The following is a 20,073-nucleotide window of genomic DNA, read 5'->3' as shown; positions in this document are numbered from 1 at the left end:
GCAGCATACTTGCCTTGAGTCTAAAATACTCACCGCTGGAAAAAAATCTAACTTCGTAGTGAAATATACATTGCCAGAATAAAGAAATTGGTTGCGTTTTAGCCTACATATATTGAAGTAGTGTATTTCTTTTATCTACTTTTACCAATTATTTTCGTCTTACATATCTCTGTAAGAATACACATGATAGGCAGTTGCTGCTGGATTTAACGTATAGAAATACCTACAAAGCTGCTTATAGAATTGTAGTATATGTTCATCAAAACAAAAACTGAGCATATCATCTAATAAATGCTCAATTTGTTTTTGGTCTATAGTTTTGCTGCTAATTAGATTTTCGACTGGTTTTTTATAGGTTGTAAAAGCTTGTTTACCTAAGTTTTGATGGACTTCAGCAAGTTTAGAGATAGAATTTTAATCATTATACTTCATTTATTCTGTTTTTTGTGCTTCGATTCGTTTTATCAACTCAGACTCCCAACATGAATCATACGTTTCTTCTGCTGAATAGAATACAAATTATACAATGCATTATGAGCATATTCTTCAGCTTGTTCTCAAGTATGGTTTTATTCCTTTTTATGAGACATAAGTTGCAAATGCACAAGTAATTAATACTTATAATAATTATCAAACTCTTGATTTTCTGAATAATTAAACACTTAAAAAACTTGTTAACTATTTAATAATCAGGCAATTATATGGTGAGGCGAATCTATCACAAGCCATGTAAGTAGCACAGTGAATCCTCCAATTATATCACTGATTACTAATATTTAGTAAAACACTTCCAATTATTCTAAAAGCCCCCCCCGATTTGATATAATCAACTTCTCTATAATTATACAAATAACTAGGGCTTACCTGAAAAACAATATTTTTGTGTCGGTATTGCCCTCCAACTCCTAATATCATGTTGTGCCAACTGTTTTTGGCTGCTAATGTATTGAATTCTGTATATATCTCCTCTCCATTTTGATAGGTTTCAAATTGAATATTTTGATATAATTCCATATCTATATGTGTTCCAAAAGAGAATTTTAGATCAAAATTCCTTTTAATTGGTACATAATAGTTTAGAATGAGTGGAAGTTCTAAAATTGAGGTATTAATATTTATCTCGCTTAATAAATCATAATTCTTCGGAATTTTTGAACTGTATAAATCCAGAAAATCCTGTCCAGTATTTAAATTGAACTGTTTACTTGAACCGTATTCAAGCTTACGATATTTATTTATACCTAGTCCTGTTGAAAAACTCAAATTAGGGTTTAAAAATAATTCAACAACAGGCCCTAAATTTATATCTCCTTCAGTACCAATTGAACTTGATAGACCAAAACGAGCATTAATTTTAGGAAACTTAAATACCTTTTTAGCAGGTGATGTAGGCGTTATATCAGGCTTAGGATTGGAAAATGCTAATTCTTTAGTCGTATCTTTTTTAGGCTCAACTTTAGTAACTGTATTAACCATATTAGTTAGAATAGTATTTTTATCTATCTGAGTTTGATTAGAAGTGTCTGGGCCTAAAATTTGAGAAATTGGTTTTTCAGGACGACTTAATCTGCCGACTTGTTTAAATTCATTTTCTGACTTGTATTTATCTAACCCACTAACAATTAATTTGTTAATTTTTTTTTCATTTAATTGATTCAAATATAAATTCGGCTGAATCGTATTATTTGATCCTTGTCGTACATATAAAATTTTTTCTATAAATACTGTGTCTCTCAAAACAATGGTTTTTTTTGTAGTTGGTTGGGTATTTACTTTATTAATAGTAGCAATCTTCTCATTTAATAAATTTATTTGTTCTTTATTCATTAAAAATCCCGTAAGACTTAGAAATAACAGTACTGTTGTCAGAACCGAATACATAGGCAAAGCATATCGACGCCAAAAGTTGTTATACCATGGTATTGCCAACTGTTTTTCAACTTTAGTCCAAACATTCAGACTCACTGGACTATTGATTGATTCCAGTCGTTTTTTTATTTTTCTATCGAATAAATCGTTTGACATAAGCTTTAAATTGTAGATTGTCGTGCTAAATAATCTCTAATCCATTGTTGTAGGTTTACTCGTGCTTTATATATATTTGCACGAACTCCCCCCTCAGTAATTCCTAACATTAGCGAAATTTCTGCGTACGAATATCCATCAACTGCATAAAGTGAGAAAACCATACGATACACGGGTGAAAGCTTTTGAATAAAAGCCATTATCTCCTCAGTTGATAATAAATCAAGTTCATTTTCATTATTAACCACTTCTTGGGCATATTCCAAATCGGTAAAATTAATTCTTGAGTGATTTTTACGAAAATAATCAATAGCAGTATTTATCATAATGGTACGAAACCAAGCATCAAATGGTTGTACTGTATCGTATTTTTCGATGTTATTGAAAATTTTCAAAAAGCCATCACTTACCATTTCTTCAGCCTCAACTTCATTAGCAGAATACCTTAGGCAGATGTTCTTAGAGGCATGGGAAAAAGCGTCAAAAAGTTCCTTTTGAGCCAAGGGTTTTCGCCGTACACAGCCTTCAATAATTTTAAGTAAGTTAAAGTTTTTATTTCGTCGTCTAAATAACACGCTGAAAGGGGTTCGGTTAGTTTACAAATTAATATTACGGATATTAATTGATTTATGCTTCCTCTATCATCCTAATTTTTTACAAAAGGTAGTAGTTATATAGTTCGCCATATATTTAAAATAAAAAATAACGTATCAGAGGAAGCATATATAGGGAGACGTACGTACTTTAAAATTGAAGAATGAGTTATTTTATAATAAAAATAAAATTTGCTAAATTGTTTTACTTAAAAAAAACTACTATGCTCGACTTTTCTTATTTGAAGACTAAATTGAATAAATTTGGATAATGAGTACTTTATTACACTGGATTTAGCAATGGGAAGTAATGTGTATTGACGGGTATGTAAGAACAAAAACAAGAGATGTCGCAAAATAAAATGGAGAATATATTGTCGCATTTTTGATTTTTAGCTATTATGGCAAAAAAAACTTTTAATATTGAAAATGTATGATATAGTTTGACTCACAATAGTTTAATTGAAAGGCTTACATAAACAAGGAAGCCAATATAAATATAATATATCTATCAGGAAACATACCCACTATAAAAGCTAAATAAAAAAATATTTGCAGTAAATTAACTCATAAAAAGATTTTGGTTTTAAAATTATTTTATACCTATTGTTTCTAACCATGATACTACAAAAAATTACAAAATTTCTTAATCAACTCACTTCTACAAGAGCTGCAGGAATGTATTTTCTCTTGTTTGCATTGGCAATTGGAGTGGCAACATTCGTAGAAAATGACTTTGGTACGACTTCGGCACAAGATGTTATTTTCAGAAGTTTATGGTTTGAAATCTTGTTGATCTTATTTTGTGCAACCATTGTGATGAATGTTTGGCGTTTTAAACTCTTTAAACAAAAAAAATGGGCTTCGCTTTGTTTTCACCTTTCGGTTGTTGTCATTGTTTTGGGGGCTGGTGTTACTCGATATTACGGCACTGAAGGCATGATGCACATTAGAGAAGGCGAAACGAGCAATAAATATCTTTCTACTGAAAGTTTCTTAAAATTTCAAGTTTTGCAAAATGGTAAGACATTTTCATTTGAAGAACCAGTTTATTTTTCGAGTTTGGGAAGTAATAAGTTTTCAAATTCCTATCAAATTGGCAAAGCTCTAGTTGATGTAAATGTCGATGATTTTATTCCTAATCCAACTGAAAAGGTAAGCCCTGACCCAAATGGTTTGCCGATGATAAAAGTAGTAATCGGTGGTGCTGGTGGTCGTGAAGAATATTATGTAAAACAAGGCGACCAAGCAAATATCAATGGTGTAAACTTCAATTTTACAAACGAACAAATACCCAATGCTTTTAATATTATTTTAAATGAAGATTCTTTGACATTTGTAACACAAGAGTTGGTCAATCAAAGAGTTATGGCTACTCAAAAAGTAGATGACCTTGTTGGTGGTGTACCTCATAAACTAATGCTAAGGTCATTATATACAGTAGGAAGCTCAAGTTTTGTAGTTGGGGAATTTATTGAAAAAGGAGTTATAACCACCGAATCAGGTAGTAGAAAAATAAAGAATGAAAGTTTAGTTGGACTAAATCTTTCGGTAACGGTAAATGGTAAACCCCAAAAAACGATGGTAACTGGCCGAAAAGGCGACGAAGGACAACCAAAAATTTTAGATTTCGGCGATGTTAAAATCGCTATTAGCTACGGTGCAAAGGTTGAGACTTTGCCATTTTCGTTGATGTGCCGAGATTTTATTTTGGAAAAATACCCAGGAACCGAAAATCCGTCCTCGTATGCGAGCGAAGTAACTTTGATTGACCCACAAAATGCAGTCAATCGTGAACAAAGAATTTTCATGAATAATATTCTTGATTATAACGGATACAGATTTTTTCAATCTTCTTTTGACCAAGACGAACTCGGAACTTACTTGAGTGTAAACAATGATTTTTGGGGAACATGGATTTCATATTTTGGTTATATTTTATTGACTGTAGGCTTATTAATGAATTTCTTTGATAAGAAAAGTAGATTTTCATTTTTGCTTAAAAAATTAAAAGAATATCAAATGCAGGCAAATATCGTCTGTTTTCTATTGTTTTCTTTGGTTTTTTATAGCAATGCCAACGCCCAAGTAAATAATCCAATTTCAAAAGAACATGCTGCTAATTTTGGAAAATTAGTTGTACAAGACCACAACGGTCGAGTCAAACCAATGAATACATATAGCGGTGAATTACTCCGAAAAGTTGCCAAAACAGAATCATTGTTTGACCAAACTTCCGACCAAATGATTCTGTCAATGATTCTGAATCCTTCACTTTGGGAAAAGGCACCAATTATTCAAGTTCCAAATCATCCTAACATCCAAAAAATATTAAATTCCGAGGCAAAAATGATGAGTTATGCTTCATTTTTTAATGACGAAGGAAACTACATTTTAGAAGTGCAAGTGAAAACTGCCCAAATGATGCTACCCAAAGACCAAGGTGTTTTTGAAAAGGCTATTATCAAACTGGACGAGAAAATAAACATCGTCAATATGATATTTACAGGAAGTATTTTTAAATTATTTCCACAGGTTAATGATGTTACAAATACATGGCTTTCACCTGCGGAAATTTTGCATGACCATCAAGGAAATGAGAGCAATTCGGCCACTAAAACACTTTTCATCAATTATTTACAAGCACTCAACGACGGTTCAAACAGTGGCAATTTCCAAAATGCCGAAGCTGCTTTAACTCAAATATCAAATTTTCAGAAAACCAATGGTAGTGCCATTATCCCGTCGGATACGAAGTTGAAAGCAGAATTATTATTGAATAAACTCGACGTCTTCAATGAACTAAAAAACTATTATGGCCTTTTGTGCTTGCTCTTGACTGGCGGATTTTTATACATAACCATCAAAAGAAAAAGCAGCCTAGCTAAATGGACAAAATATGCACTTTTTGCTATGGCAATCGGCTTTATTTTTCACACCATTGGCTTGGGGCTTCGTTGGTATATTTCGGGTAGAGCCCCGTGGAGTAATGGCTACGAATCAATGATTTATATTGGTTGGACAACCATGTTGGCAGGCACATTATTCTCAAGAAAATCTTTGGGTGGTTTGGCTGCAACTGCAACCCTCGCCGCTACAATTTTATTGGTTGCAAGCATGAGTTGGCTCGACCCCGAAATTACGCCTTTAGTTCCCGTTTTGAAATCTTATTGGCTTACAATTCACGTATCATTAGAAGCTGGAAGTTACGGCTTTTTGATGCTCGGTGCGGTAATAGGAATGCTTAATTTATTACTCATGGTATTTATCAACGATAATAATAAAAACAATATAATTAGAGCTATCAAAGAGTTGTCTATCATTAGTGAAATTACACTTTTGGGTGGTTTGGCAATGATTAGCATCGGTACATATTTAGGTGGTGTTTGGGCTAATGAATCGTGGGGAAGATATTGGGGTTGGGATGCCAAAGAAACTTGGGCTTTGGTTACGATTTTGGTTTATGCGTTCATTCTTCACATGAGATTTATCCCGAAACTACAAAGTGTTTATGCTTTCAATTTTGCCTCTTTGTTTGGTTTTGCAACGGTGATTATGACCTACTTTGGCGTCAATTACTATTTATCGGGCCTTCACTCTTACGCGGCAGGCGACCCAGTACCGATTCCACCAGTCGTGTATTATACAGTAATTGTTTTGGTTATTTTGAGTGGTTTAGCTTATCGAAATTATAAGAAGAAAATGGTGTAAAATATCTGTAAAATGTTGAATTGATTAGCATAGTACAAATTTTAGTATGACAAAAACAGCTCACAGAATATACCTCGGTACAATGACATCAATAGTGATTTTGGTCACTATATACTTGTTTTATAGAGGATTACCTTATTATAAAACGTCAATTGAAGAAAGATTTTACCACGTCGACCATAAAATACTAAAACCAAGTGGCCCAATCGGACATGGGTTAGGTATTACAGGTACATTGTTAATGATTATAGGTGTTTTTGGTTATCAAGCTCGGAAATACATGAAGTCTCTTGCAAGAGTATGGGTATTAAAGCATTGGCTCGAATTTCATATTTTTTTATGCACTTTGGGTCCAATTATGATTTTGTTTCATACTTCTTTCAAATTTGGTGGCTTAGTTTCAATTAGTTTTTGGAGCATGGTTGCAGTGGTGGCAAGTGGCGTGGTTGGAAGATTTATTTATTTGCAAATTCCAAGAACGATACAAGGGAGGGAACTGAGCCTCAATGAAATCAGAGGAATGCAAACGGAACTTGCCGAAAAAATAGAAATAGAATTAAGCAGCGAAAAATTAAATGAAATTTTGGCCTTGACCAAAAGGTCTAGCAGTAAAAAAAATATAATTGCTCAATATTTGGCTGATTGGAAACTGAAAATCAATATTAAGCAGCAGCTAAAAAAAACAAATTTGGAGAGGCAAAAACTCAATGGAGTGATGAGCTTGGTGAGTAACGAGCTAAATATGAACAGAAAAATTGAGCGTTTGCAAGTTATGCAGAAATGGTTCAATTATTGGCACGTAATCCACTTGCCTTTTGCTATTATTATGTTAGTTATCATGCTGATTCATGTAGGCGTCACCATTGCTTTTGGTTATAAATGGATATTCTAAAATGGAAATGATAATTGAAGAAATATTGATTTACGGCGGTGGGCTTTTGCTTTGTGCTTTGGTGATGTATTTATATGTGAAAACCAAATCAAAAAAGTCAAAAATCGTAGAAAAAAAGATTGAAAAAGCAAAGGAAGAAGGTGTACATGAACCTGTTTCTTTGTATCCATTTATCGACCCAAATATTTGTATTGGCGGAGCCGCTTGCGTGTCGGCCTGTCCTGAAAAAGACATTATTGGCATTGTAAACGGCAAAGGTGTTTTGATAAATGCTTCCAGTTGTGTAGGACATGGTGCTTGTTTTCATGCTTGCCCTGTAGAAGCTATTTCATTGAAAATAGGTACTGAAAAAAGAGGCGTTGACTTGCCACACGTCAATCAAAACTTTGAAACAAACATCAAAGGAATTTTCATTGCAGGCGAATTAGGCGGAATGGGTTTGATAAAAAATAGTGTCGAGCAAGGAAAACAAGCAGCAGATAATATTAATGCAAGCTTAGAAAAAAATCATACAGCCCAATACGATGTAGTGATAATTGGAGCTGGCCCTGCTGGGATTTCGGCTTCATTGCAGGCAAAGAAGTTAGGGCTAAAATTCAAGACTTTGGAACAAGATTCATTGGGTGGAACGGTCTTTAATTTTCCAAGAGCAAAGGTAGTAATGACTTCACCAATGGATTTGCCTGGGCACGGAAAAATTAAGTTATTTGAAACAAGTAAAACTGAATTGCTTAATTTATGGAAGACCGTAATGGATGACAATAAAATCACAATTCAAGAAAATACCAAAGTAAGCGAGATAAAAAAAGAGGGCAATAATTTTGTTGTAGTTGCTGAAAGTGGCGAACAATTTGAAACCAATAAAGTGCTTTTGGCAATCGGCAGAAGGGGAAGTCCTCGAAAATTGAATACTAAAGGCGAAGAAATGGAGAAAGTTGCTTATCGACTTTTAGAGCCTGAATTAATCTCTGAAAAGAATGTATTGGTAGTTGGTGGTGGCGATTCTGCCATAGAAAATGCTCTTTTGCTTGCTCCCGAAAACAACGTGACGCTTTCGTATCGAAGTGAAAATTTCAACCGATTGAAGCCTAAAAATTTGGTTAATATCAAAAATGCCATTGAGCAGAAATTGATTAGAATGGAGTTTAGTTCGGTCGTTAATTCTATTTCTGAAAATGAAGTGGTTTTGAGTAAAAACAATGCAGAAATCAGACTCGAAAACGACTTGGTTTACATTTTCGCAGGAGGAGAGTTACCAACGCAATTTTTAAAAAAATCAGGGATTGAAATTACACAAAGATTTGGCTATACCTTAAAATCGCATAATAATTGAGTTTGCATAAATCACATATCACTAACACATCAAAACACATTTTCTCTATCCAAAGAGGCGGAGAAAATAGGATATTATGCTTTGCGACTATTCTATTTTTTCTGCTTCAATTATTATTTATTGCGAGTTCTTATGCTCAGTTATCACCTGGGAAACTTTCAAAAGCTCACGCAAAATTAGAAGGGCTCTCTAATTGTACGCAATGCCATACAATTGGAGACAAAATTTCAAATCAGAAATGTTTGGCATGCCACAAGGAGTTGAATGCTCAAGTATCAAAAAACAAAGGCTTTCATTCATCTGCTCAAATAAAAGGCAAAGATTGTATGACTTGTCATAGCGAACATCATGGTTTAAATTTCAATGCCATCAGATTTGACAAAAATACATTTAACCACAATTTTACTGGATATGAATTAAAAGGCGGGCATAAAACAAAAGTAAAAAATTGTAATGATTGTCATAAAGCAGATAATATTACGATTGCTACTTTAAAAAATAAGCCAAATACCTTTTTGGGCTTAGACACAAAATGTCTTTCATGCCACGATGATTACCATCAAAAAACGCTATCTAACGATTGTACTGCTTGCCATGACTTTAATGATTTCAAAAAAGCAGCAATGTTTAATCATGATAAAACTAATTTTACCTTAATTGGAGCTCATAAAAAAGAAAACTGTGCGTCTTGTCACAAAGAAGAAATTCGGAACGGTAAAAAATTTGTAAAATATGCAGGATTATCATTTTCAAACTGTACGAGTTGCCATAAAGATATTCATAAAGGCGAATATGGCAATAACTGTAAGACATGCCACAACGAAGAATCATTTACAAAAATTAGTCCATCAAGGAGTTTTAATCATACTGTAACTGGTTATACTTTAGAAGGTAAACACCGAGATATTAACTGCAAAAAATGTCATGAGAGCTCAGTAGGAAATTTCAAAGAATTTGCTCAGAAAAATAACATTACTTGCTTAACCTGCCATAAAGATATTCATGAAGGGAAATTGGGGAATGACTGTAAGTCTTGTCACAATCAGCAGTCATTTTTACTGAAAAATAAAACTTATACAGGTAAGTTTGACCACGAAAAAACAGATTACCCACTTGAAGGAAAACACGCTGTGGTTGATTGTAAAACGTGCCATAAAAGTGACTTTACAGACCCACTTCCTCATAAAGATTGCATGAGTTGCCATAATGATAAACATAATGGAGATTTTGAAACCAAAAAAGATAAATATCCTGATTGTGCCAGTTGTCATAGTGTATCTGGTTTTACACCTTCACAGTTTACAATTGAGCAACATAATAAAAGCAAGTTCAAACTCGAGGGAGCTCACATTGCACAACCATGTTTTTCATGCCATTTGGCTGACAAAAAATGGGTATTTAATAATATAGGAACCGAATGTATAAATTGTCATAAGGATATTCATTTAGGAGTAATCGACAAAAAATATTATGGAGAACAATCATGCAGTACATGTCACAGTACAGAAAATTGGAAGGTGGTAAATTTTGACCATAAAACGACAAAATACCCTTTGGCTGGGGGGCATTTAAAGGCAAAATGTAGTGATTGTCACATTGATAAAAAGTCAAATCCACCAAATCAAATCTTTAAGGGCCTATCTCACCAATGTTCAAATTGCCATGAGGATATTCATGGTAGGCAATTTGAGAAAAATGGGATAACAGATTGTGCAAAATGTCATGGAAGTGAATCGTGGAATCCGAAATTTTTTAACCACGACAATACTAATTATAAATTAGACGGAGAACACAAAAATGTTGCTTGTGCCAAATGTCACATAACAACTTTAGCAGGAAATAATAATATTAAATCATTTAAAATAGCAAAATACCAATGTATAGACTGTCATTTAAAATAGCATTCTTGGTGTTGATTGCATTTGGACTTCATGCACAATCGCCCCATGGGAAAGGGTTTAAGATGGATTGTGCAAAATGCCACGATTCGGGTAGTTGGAAGTTTAGTTCAAAAAGTAAATTTGAGCATGGAAGTACAGGTTTTCAACTAAGTGGTGGTCATAAAAGTATAGATTGTAAAGTTTGTCACACCAAATTTGATTTTGTAAAAACGTCACCTAATTGCGTCTCATGCCATACTGATATGCACAACCAAACAGTTGGTAATGATTGTGCTAGGTGCCATAGTGCAAAATCTTGGATTGTAGAAAATATTACAACAATACACGAACAAACGTCATTTCCTTTGGCTGGAGTGCATAAAACTGTTGATTGTAATCAATGCCATCAATCAGAAACCAACATTAGATTCAAACCTATTGGCCAAACTTGTATAGATTGTCATACTAAGGATTTTAAATCATCTGTGAATCCTAATCATGTTAAATTAAATTTATCAACAGATTGTTCCTCATGCCATTCTACAACAGTTGCCGAATGGACATCCACAACTTTTCCTAATCATGATAATTTTTATCCATTAACAGGAGCTCATGCAGCCATTGCCAAAGATTGTGAAAAATGTCATGTTGGAGGAAATTATAATAATACACCAACCGAATGTGTTGATTGTCATAAAACTGATTTTAATCAAGCAGCAAATCCAAACCATTCCAAATTAAATTTATCAAGTGATTGTGCTTCTTGCCATACAACAGCACCAAATTGGTCTCCAGCTAGATTTCCTGTACATAATGATTTTTATCCACTAACAGGAGCTCACACAGCTATTGCCAATAGTTGTGTAGAATGTCATAAAGGCGATTATAATAATACGCCAAATGATTGTAATTCATGTCATAATGCAGATTATAAAAAAACAACAAATCCTAATCATGTTAAATTAAATTTATCAAGTGATTGTGCCTTGTGCCATACCACTAACCCAGATTGGGAACCAGCTACTTTTGCTGCTCATAATGATTTTTATCCGTTAACAGGGGCTCATCGCACACTGAAATGTAATGATTGCCACAAGGGAGGAAATTATGTAAATACACCAAATGGTTGTAATGAATGTCATAATGCAGCATTTAAAACGACTAAAAATCCTAACCACGAAGCATTAGGTTTTTCAACAGATTGTGCAACTTGTCATACTACTTCACCTGATTGGAAACCAACAAATTTTGATCATAATAGGTTTTTTCCGTTAACAGGGGGGCATGCAACTGTAGCTAATGACTGTAACAAATGTCATACTGGCAGTAATTATAAAAATCCACCAACTGATTGTAAGTCGTGTCATAATAGTGACTATAAAATATCTAAGAACCCGAACCATGAAGCTTTAGGAATATCAACCGACTGTGCAACTTGTCATACTACTAATCTTGGGTGGAGGCCTTCCACCTTTAATCATAGTAATTATTATCCATTGACAGGAGCTCATGCTTCAATAGCCAATGATTGTGTAAAATGTCATGAAAAAGGTTTAAGTAACACTTCGACCGATTGTAATTCATGTCATAATGCTTCTTATAATTCGGCTAAAAATCCGAATCATGCAGCTATGGGGCTGTCAACAGATTGTGCTTCCTGCCATACAACCGCCCTCGGTTGGTCACCCTCTATTTTTGACCATAGTAAGTTTTATGCCTTGACAGGAGCTCATGCAGAAATAGCTAAAGATTGTAACAAATGTCATACAGGGAGCAATTATAAAAATCCACCAACCGATTGTAATTCATGTCATAATAATGCCTATAAATCAGCAGCTAATCCAAACCACATTGGCATAGGTCTTTCAACAGATTGTGCAAGTTGCCATACTACAAACCCAGGTTGGAAACCGTCAACTTTCAACCACAATAATTATTACCCATTAACAGGAGCTCATGCTACTATTGCATCAAACTGCGTTCAATGTCATGCAGGAAGTGTGAATAATACGCCAACCGATTGTAATTCATGTCATAATAGTGTCTATAAAACGGCAGCTAACCCAAACCATGTTGGCATAGGTCTTTCAACAGATTGTGCAAGTTGTCATACTACAAACCCAGGTTGGAAACCGTCAACTTTCAACCATAGTAATTATTACCCATTAACAGGAGCTCATGCTACCATTGCATCAAACTGTATTCAATGTCATGCAGGAAGTGTGAGTAATACGCCAACCGATTGTAATTCATGTCATAATAGTGCCTATAAAACAACAACTAATCCAAACCATGTTGGTATGGGTCTTTCAACAGATTGTGCAAGTTGTCATACTACAAACCCAGATTGGAAACCGTCAACTTTTAATCATAGTGTTTATTATCCTTTAACAGGAGCTCATGCTACCATTGCATCAAACTGTGTTCAATGTCATGCAGGAAGTGTGAGTAATACGCCAACCGATTGTAACTCATGTCATAATGGAGCGTATCAAACTGCAAAGAATCCAAATCATGCCGCATCTGGTTTTTCAACAGATTGTGCAAGTTGTCACACTACAAACCCAGGTTGGAAGCCATCGACCTTTAATCATACTGATTTTTATCCCCTAACAGGGGCTCATGCTGATATTGCTACAAATTGTACCCAGTGTCACGCAGGAGGTATTTTTAATAACACGCCAACCGATTGTAATTCATGCCATAATGCTGCATACCAATCTGCAAAGAATCCAAATCATGTAACATCTGGTTTTTCAACAGATTGTGCAACTTGTCACACTACAAACCCGGGTTGGAAGCCGTCGACATTCAACCATAATGATTATTATCAACTAACGGGAGCTCATGCTGATATTGCTTCAAATTGTACCCAGTGTCACGCAGGAGGTATTTTTAATAATACGCCAACCGATTGTAACTCGTGTCATAATGGAGCATATCAAACTGCAAAGAATCCAAATCATGCCGCATCTGGTTTTTCAACAGATTGTGCAACTTGTCATACCACAAACCCAGATTGGCGACCCTCAACTTTTAATCATGATGCACAATATTTTCCGATTTATAGTGGTAAACATAGAGGCGAATGGAATAAGTGTAATGAATGCCATACAAATGCTGGTAATTTTAGCATTTTTAACTGTCTAAATTGTCATAAAAAAACAAGTACAGATAAAGAGCATAAAGGTGTAAGAAACTACAATTACGATAGTAATTCATGCTTTGCATGTCACCCAGATGGAAAAAGTTGATGCTATGAAAAAAACACTTTTAATATTTTTGATTTTGACTGCTTCGGTAGCTCATGCACAGAATAGATTGGTAGAAGGTACGGTCTCATATGTAAATAATAATAGTGTTTATGTTAGATTTGAGAATACAAAAAATCTAACAACAAAAGACACTCTTATGGTTTTTATAAACAAAAGATGGGTAAAATCATTGGTTGTACAAACGGTTTCGTCAAAATCTTGTATTACAACCTCTTTTGTAAGCAATGAAATATTAGTAGGTTTTAAGGTAGGTTATTATCAAAGAATAGACGAAACTAATATAGAAAAGATTATTAAGCCTAGTATTGTTGAGATAAAAAAAGATTCCATTCCTTTATCCAAAACTATTGCCGCTAGAGTTGATACGAAGGCAAAAAAACAATCTTTTAATGGAAGATTTTCAGTATCGACTAACGGTAGTATGAATCAAGCTGAAAAAAGTTTTAATCGGATTAGAACAGCATTTGCATTAAATATTAATAACATTAATGGAGGTAAATTTTCATTTGAAAATTATTTTATCTATTCACAAAGGTTTGGTGTTGAGCAAACACAAAGGAATTTTAAAAATGACTTTAAAATTTATTCGTTATCAACAACTTATGATATTAATGAAAATACTAACCTTTCTATTGGAAGAAAAATAAACAATCGAATGGCCAATATGGGAGCCATTGATGGACTTCATATTGAACATAAATATAAGAAACTTATTTTAGGCGGATTCGGTGGATTTCGTCCTGACGATTTAGACTACAGCTTCAATGCATCATTATTACAATTTGGAGCTTTTGTTGCACATGAAACAGAATTTGGAAAAGGACAAAGTCAAACAAGTTTGGCTTTTGCAGAACAAAAAAATAATTTAAGAACAGATAGAAGATTTATTTATCTACAGCATACAAACGCAATCATTAAAAACTTAAATTTATTCTATTCAATAGAGTTGGACCTTTTTCAGAATATAAATGGTGTAAAATCAAACAAAATAAATCTCACAAGTACGTATATTTCACTTCGATACAAACCATATAAAAAAATGAACATAACGGCATCGTATGATAATCGACGAAATGTTATTTACTATGAAACCTATCGAACTTATATTGACCAATTATTAAATCAAGAAACCAGACAGGGTGTACGACTCAATGTAAATTATAATATTTCGAAATTTGTCCATTTTAACGCTTCAGGCTTTTATAGGTATCAAGAAAGTAAACCCGAACCAACTAAAAACTATGTAGTAAATCTAACTTTCCCCCAAATACCGAGTATAAATGCTTCGTTAAGTTTGAATGTAAATGCGATGCAAACATATTATTTTAATGGAAATATCTATGGTGCAAGGTTAAATAAAGATTTATTTAAAAGTAGATTATCAGCCGAATTAAATTATAGGAAAGTTGATTATACCTTTTTAAATACCGAACAGCCGAGTTTAAAACAAGATATTGTTGGCTTCTCTGCTAATATTTATGGTAAAAAAAGAACATCATTGATGTTTTCTTATGAAGGAACATTTGAACCAAATCAAAACTATAATAGGTATTATATTACTTTATCTCAGAGATTTAGGAGTAAAAAATAGAATAAACTACTTAATCAATTTTAATTATACTAAAAATAATTTTATATATGAAACTATTGAATATTACTCTTGTATTAGCAATTCTGACCTTTTTTTCGTGTAAATCAAAACCCAAAGTGATTGTCGAAGATACACCATCAACTGACAATTCAACTGCTCAAACTGTGAATAGTAATCCAACTGTACTTGAAGCAAAAACATCACCTACGGATATGCACCAAGTTTCGGCTGTCGAAATTTTACAAGCAGATAGATATACCTACTTAAAAGTAAATGAAAATGGAGAACTATTTTGGATTGCAACTTCCAAATTTGAGGCAAAAGTGGGTAACAAGTATTTTTATAGGGGAGGTTTATTGAAAACCAACTTTGAAAGTCAAGAATATAATAGGGTCTTTGATAAAATTTTCTTAGTCTCAGAAATTATTGATGCAGAAGCTCATCCTAGTACAAATGTAGAAGCTAACCAAACAAGTGCAGCCATGCCAGTGAGTGCTAAAGACTTTAATAGTGTATCGGGAGCAATTAAATTAAAAGACCTATTTAATAATAAAGAAAAATACAGTGGTAAGGTGGTAACTGTAGTTGGTAAATGTGTGAAAGCCAATTACGGGATTATGAATAAAAATTGGTACCATATCCAAGATGGTACAAAGTTGGGTGGGAAAAACTGTGATTTTACAATTACAACAACGGACAATTTACCTCTAGGTGCTAATGTAGCATTTGAAGGAAAAGTGATTCTGAATAAAGATTTTGGAGCAGGTTATAAATATGATATTCTCTTGGAAGATGCTAAATTGAAATAAAAGTGGACTAATATAAGATATACAGTGTTTTTTGAGAATGTAGAAGGTTTGTCCGAAAATCGAACTTCTGTTTAGCATCCAAAAAGAAACAAATCTCTTTAGAGTTTAAGATATTGATATTTCATGATTTCAGAAGAGAATACTAATTATTCAACCCTAGCTATTTCTTTAAAGAAAAGGAATAATGTATATGTTACTTATACTGTTAGTTTGAAGTGTATGTGTAGATGCTTATTTTAAGAAATCATATCTTGTTTAACTATAAGATTGATATGTTTACTTAAATAATGTTCATATTGTTCAACGGAATTGATTCATAATTTTTTAGGATATCTGAGAAAAATCTCAAATAAAGTAATAGCTTAAATCTTCAAAACCAATTATTACTTTAAATTTTTGTTATTTACTAGTTTGATTTGTTCGAGTAATTTTTTTAAGAGAATCTACTTTTGAGCTGTAGTTTATAAAGGGCTGAAAATGTAATATTTGCAGGAGTAGTTTTTTCTATCAAAAATTAAAGAGTAGGATACCTTCATCTTATTTCGGTTTATAGTTAGAAATGGCATAAATCTACTTGTAAATTATGATTTCAAATTGGTAGCAATAAATTGATAAAACATACTATAATTAACTATGTTTGCTGATATAATTAGAAACAAAAAAAGCACTCATTTCTGAGTGCTTTTTTTGTTTTCGGCGGTCTGGACGGGACTCGAACCCGCGACCCCCTGCGTGACAGGCAGGTATTCTAACCAGCTGAACTACCAAACCAAAAATGTACTTGTACTATAAAACTTTGATAAAAAAAGCACTTATTGCTAAGTGCTTTTGCGGTCTGGACGGGACTCGAACCCGCGACCCCCTGCGTGACAGGCAGGTATTCTAACCAGCTGAACTACCAAACCGTTTCGTTTATTAACATTGAAAATATTTCTCTGTTTGTTTAACGTGGTGCAAAGGTACAACTATTATATTTGTGTGTCAAGTATTAAACAAAAAAAACATGAAAATTTCTCGACCAACCGAAAACGAATACAATGTTAGTTCGTTTCAATACCGTTATATTCAGGCAGTTACGGGTGAAGATGCCTTCAAAATATTGCGTGAAAATATTTCTATTGTGGAAAACTTTTACAAAAATATCCCTGCCGAAAAGCTCCATTTTCGCTATGCTGATGGAAAATGGACACCGATTGAGGTACTTGGGCACATCATTGACACAGAAAGAATTTTGGCTTATCGTGCTTTGTGTATTGCTCGTGGCGAAAAACAATCCCTACCAGGTTTTGAAGAAGATGATTATGTAAAGGCAACAAATTTTGATAAACAATCACTTAAAAATCTTTTACAACAGTATAAAGCGGTCAGAAAAGCTAATCTTTTGCTCTTTAAAACACTGTCTTCAAAAGAATTTAAACGTATCGGCAAAGCCAATAATATTTCATATTCGGCACGTGCAATGGCTTGGTTGATTGCTGGGCATGAATTACATCACCTTGCTATTTTAAAAGAACGTTATCTCTAAAATTTATCTGATATGAAACATAAATTAACACTCATCACATTCTTAATCTTTTATACGAGCTTCTTTATTGATTCAAACGCTCAGTCTTTAACTTCCATCGAGAAAAAAATAATTGAGCATGTAAAAACAAATATGCCACAAACCGAAAAACTTTTGGTAGATGCTGTAAATATCAATAGTGGTACGCTCAACCACGAAGGCGTGCGTCAGGTTGGGCAGCTTTTCAGAAAAGAATTTGATGCAATGGGCTTTACAACAGAATGGGTTTCGTTGCCTGATTCGCTCAATCGTGCAGGTCATTTGGTGGCGTTTCGCAAAGGAAATAAAGGAAAAAAACTTTTCCTGATTGGGCATCTTGATACGGTTTTCGAGAAATCTATGACAGCAGGGCCTTTTACTAAACTCAATGATTCAACCGCAACAGGGCAAGGTGTAAACGATATGAAAGGTGGCGATGTGATGGTAATTGCAGCACTCAAAGCTCTTCATGCACAAGGTTTATTGGATGATACAAGCATTACCATTTATTTCACAGGTGATGAAGAAAGTGCAGGAAAACCCACTAGCATTAGCCGAAAAGATTTTATTGAACGTGCCAAACAGTGTGATGTCGCTTTGGCGTATGAAACTGCCATGAGTTTTGATATTGCCGCAACGGCTCGTCGTGGAGCAAGTGGTTGGGAGTTGGTTACACATGGAAAGACTGGACATTCGTCGGGGGTATTCAACAAATCAATGGGTTACGGAGCGATTTATGAAGCAGCTCGCATTTTGGACGAATTTCGTGAAACTCTGAGCCAAGAAAAATACCTGACTTTCAATCCTGGTGTAATTGTCGGTGGAACTGAAGTAAATTATGACCCAACTCAAGCAAAAGGAACTGCCGTTGGGAAAACAAATATTGTTTCTCAAAAAGTTGTCGTAACTGGCGATTTACGCTTCTTGACCGAAGCTCAGAAAGAATCGGCAAGTGCAAAAATGCGTGAAATTGTTGGCAAAAATCTGAATGCTACGAGTGCAGAAATTCGCTTTTCTGATGGAATTCCAGCAATGGAACCAACCGAAGCCAATAATCAACTTTTATCAGTTCTTGATAAAACAAGTCGAGATATGGGTTTAGGGCCTGTAAAAGCTGGTGACCCAGGTTCTCGAGGGGCAGGGGATATTTCTTACATTGCTCAATACGTAAGTTGCTTGGATGGACTTGGTGCTTCGGGAAGAGGAGCTCATGCACCAGGTGAAACAATTAATCTGAAAGAATATCCTGCTCTTACGCAGCGTACGGCTTTGTTGATTTATCGTTTGACTAAATAATTTTTTGTGGAATCCTTTACGGCTCTAAATACAAAGATTTTCAAGAAACAATATTCTATGAAAATCTTTGTATTTGGAATCTCAGTTTTTAATTCTTTTTGTACTTACAAAGGCTGTTGTCAGCTTCTAAATAATAAGATTTGAAGTTCAAAGCTTTTTTATCCATACAACCTTTTAAATTCAATAATTCAATATTTTTGAAATCAATCGCATGACTTTCAGCTTGCAAAGCAATGTATCCTTCCCCCAAAAGTGTTCCATCTTTTTTGGCCCAATCTTCTCCATCTTTTACTTTGTCACTTGCAAAATCATAAGGTTTTCCTAAGAAACCACCACCAATTTTAGGGTTTTGATAGGTCAAAACTGTATCACCTTCAATCAAATGATAAACAACTTTACTGCCAATTACAATAGCTTCGGCTTTTACCCATTGGTTGCCATCATAGGTTTTCGATTTTGAATCAATACAATGAGCCGTTTGTAATAGTCCATTCATGTCAACGACTGTTCCTGGAGTACAAAGGTTTCCTGTTGCACGAGGCCCATTTCCTAAACCGCCTAAAAGTTGCATTTCAAGAGAAATCGGAAAATCTTGGTCTTTTCCATTACTAATTGCCGACTGAGAATGTAGCATAATTCCACTGTTTCGTACATTCCAAGTTGCTCCGCCTGGCACTTGATTTCCTTGAAAACGGTATTCAAAACGTACTCTATAATGTGAAAAAGGAGTTTTGTAATAAATATGGCCGTATTTTGCATCAAAATTTTGGTATTCTTTATAATTGACACGCATCATTTTATCTTCAACCAAAAACGTGTTTTTATAATTGTCATTCATTTCATGGCCCGATATTTTTAAGTCCCAGCCAGTCAAATCTTTTCCGTTAAAAAGCGATTGCCATTCCTCTTTGTCAGCTTGCTTTTGGGCGAAAATAGTCAAACTTATAAGGGTTGAGAACAAAAAATAAATTACTTTTTTCATAATGTTAGCGTGAGTTTTAAGTTTAATAGATAGAATAGGGTTTTGAAAAATTATATTGTACTGATAAACATTTAGCGTAATTTTACGGTATCAAACTTATGAAAATTCTATCAAGAGTATTACTGTTTTAATGAATATTTCTG

At 34.0% G+C, this 20,073-nt stretch carries 12 protein-coding genes and 2 tRNA genes; 9 read left to right on the top strand and 5 right to left on the bottom strand.

Going from position 1 to position 20,073, the window contains the following annotated elements:
- Positions 1-759: 759 nt before the first annotated feature.
- Positions 760-2,025: a hypothetical protein gene (locus tag MJQ71_RS09325; protein WP_238806305.1), complete on the bottom strand. Its 1,266-nt coding sequence runs from the start codon at positions 2,023-2,025 to the stop codon at positions 760-762.
- A gap of 5 nt (positions 2,026-2,030) precedes the next feature.
- Positions 2,031-2,600: an RNA polymerase sigma factor gene (locus tag MJQ71_RS09320; protein ID WP_238806304.1), complete on the bottom strand. Its 570-nt coding sequence runs from the start codon at positions 2,598-2,600 to the stop codon at positions 2,031-2,033.
- A gap of 636 nt (positions 2,601-3,236) precedes the next feature.
- Here MJQ71_RS09320 and MJQ71_RS09315 point away from each other — a divergent pair.
- The 7 genes from MJQ71_RS09315 to MJQ71_RS09285 are packed head-to-tail and all read left to right on the top strand — an operon-like array spanning position 3,237 to position 16,109.
- Positions 3,237-6,329: a cytochrome c biogenesis protein CcsA gene (locus MJQ71_RS09315; protein ID WP_238806303.1), complete on the top strand. Its 3,093-nt coding sequence runs from the start codon at positions 3,237-3,239 to the stop codon at positions 6,327-6,329.
- 46 nt (positions 6,330-6,375) lie between these two features.
- Positions 6,376-7,221, top strand: coding sequence for a hypothetical protein (locus MJQ71_RS09310; protein WP_238806302.1), 846 nt, complete (start codon positions 6,376-6,378; stop codon positions 7,219-7,221).
- Between the two features lies 1 nt (position 7,222).
- Entirely contained in the window at positions 7,223-8,554 is a 1,332-nt protein-coding gene (locus MJQ71_RS09305) for an NAD(P)-binding domain-containing protein (protein WP_238806301.1), read from the top strand.
- Positions 8,551-10,455, top strand: a complete 1,905-nt coding sequence (locus MJQ71_RS09300) for a cytochrome c3 family protein (protein WP_238806300.1) — start codon at positions 8,551-8,553, stop codon at positions 10,453-10,455. The genes MJQ71_RS09305 and MJQ71_RS09300 overlap by 4 nt, the downstream gene beginning before the upstream one ends.
- Positions 10,431-13,688 carry a hypothetical protein gene (locus MJQ71_RS09295; protein ID WP_238806299.1) on the top strand — a complete coding sequence of 1,086 codons (3,258 nt, stop codon included), beginning with the start codon at positions 10,431-10,433 and terminating at the stop codon, positions 13,686-13,688. Before MJQ71_RS09300 ends, MJQ71_RS09295 begins: the two co-directional genes overlap by 25 nt.
- Positions 13,689-13,692: 4 nt before the next feature.
- Positions 13,693-15,300, top strand: coding sequence for a TonB-dependent receptor (locus tag MJQ71_RS09290; RefSeq protein WP_238806298.1), 1,608 nt, complete (start codon positions 13,693-13,695; stop codon positions 15,298-15,300).
- Between the two features lie 47 nt (positions 15,301-15,347).
- A complete protein-coding gene (locus MJQ71_RS09285; RefSeq protein ID WP_238806297.1) occupies positions 15,348-16,109 on the top strand; it encodes a GW dipeptide domain-containing protein in 762 nt (253 codons plus the stop codon).
- 697 nt (positions 16,110-16,806) lie between these two features.
- Here the strand turns inward: MJQ71_RS09285 and MJQ71_RS09280 are convergent.
- Positions 16,807-16,880 (bottom strand) — tRNA-Asp (locus MJQ71_RS09280).
- Between the two features lie 60 nt (positions 16,881-16,940).
- Positions 16,941-17,014 (bottom strand) — tRNA-Asp (locus tag MJQ71_RS09275).
- A gap of 98 nt (positions 17,015-17,112) precedes the next feature.
- Here MJQ71_RS09275 and MJQ71_RS09270 point away from each other — a divergent pair.
- Together MJQ71_RS09270 and MJQ71_RS09265 are read left to right on the top strand one after the other, a co-directional pair.
- Positions 17,113-17,634, top strand: a complete 522-nt coding sequence (locus MJQ71_RS09270) for a DinB family protein (protein WP_238806296.1) — start codon at positions 17,113-17,115, stop codon at positions 17,632-17,634.
- Positions 17,635-17,646: 12 nt separating this feature from the next.
- Positions 17,647-18,948, top strand: coding sequence for a M20/M25/M40 family metallo-hydrolase (locus MJQ71_RS09265; protein WP_238806295.1), 1,302 nt, complete (start codon positions 17,647-17,649; stop codon positions 18,946-18,948).
- Positions 18,949-19,036: 88 nt separating this feature from the next.
- Here the strand turns inward: MJQ71_RS09265 and MJQ71_RS09260 are convergent, their stop codons facing one another.
- Positions 19,037-19,930: a 3-keto-disaccharide hydrolase gene (locus MJQ71_RS09260; RefSeq protein ID WP_238806294.1), complete on the bottom strand. Its 894-nt coding sequence runs from the start codon at positions 19,928-19,930 to the stop codon at positions 19,037-19,039.
- Positions 19,931-20,073 lie beyond the last annotated feature (143 nt).

The sequence above is a fragment of the Emticicia aquatica genome (assembly GCF_923079645.1).
GTDB classification, from domain to species: Bacteria; Bacteroidota; Bacteroidia; order Cytophagales; family Spirosomataceae; genus Emticicia; species Emticicia aquatica.
Note: the sequence above shows the minus strand (reverse complement) of the source record. Positions and strands in the feature narration are given on the sequence as shown.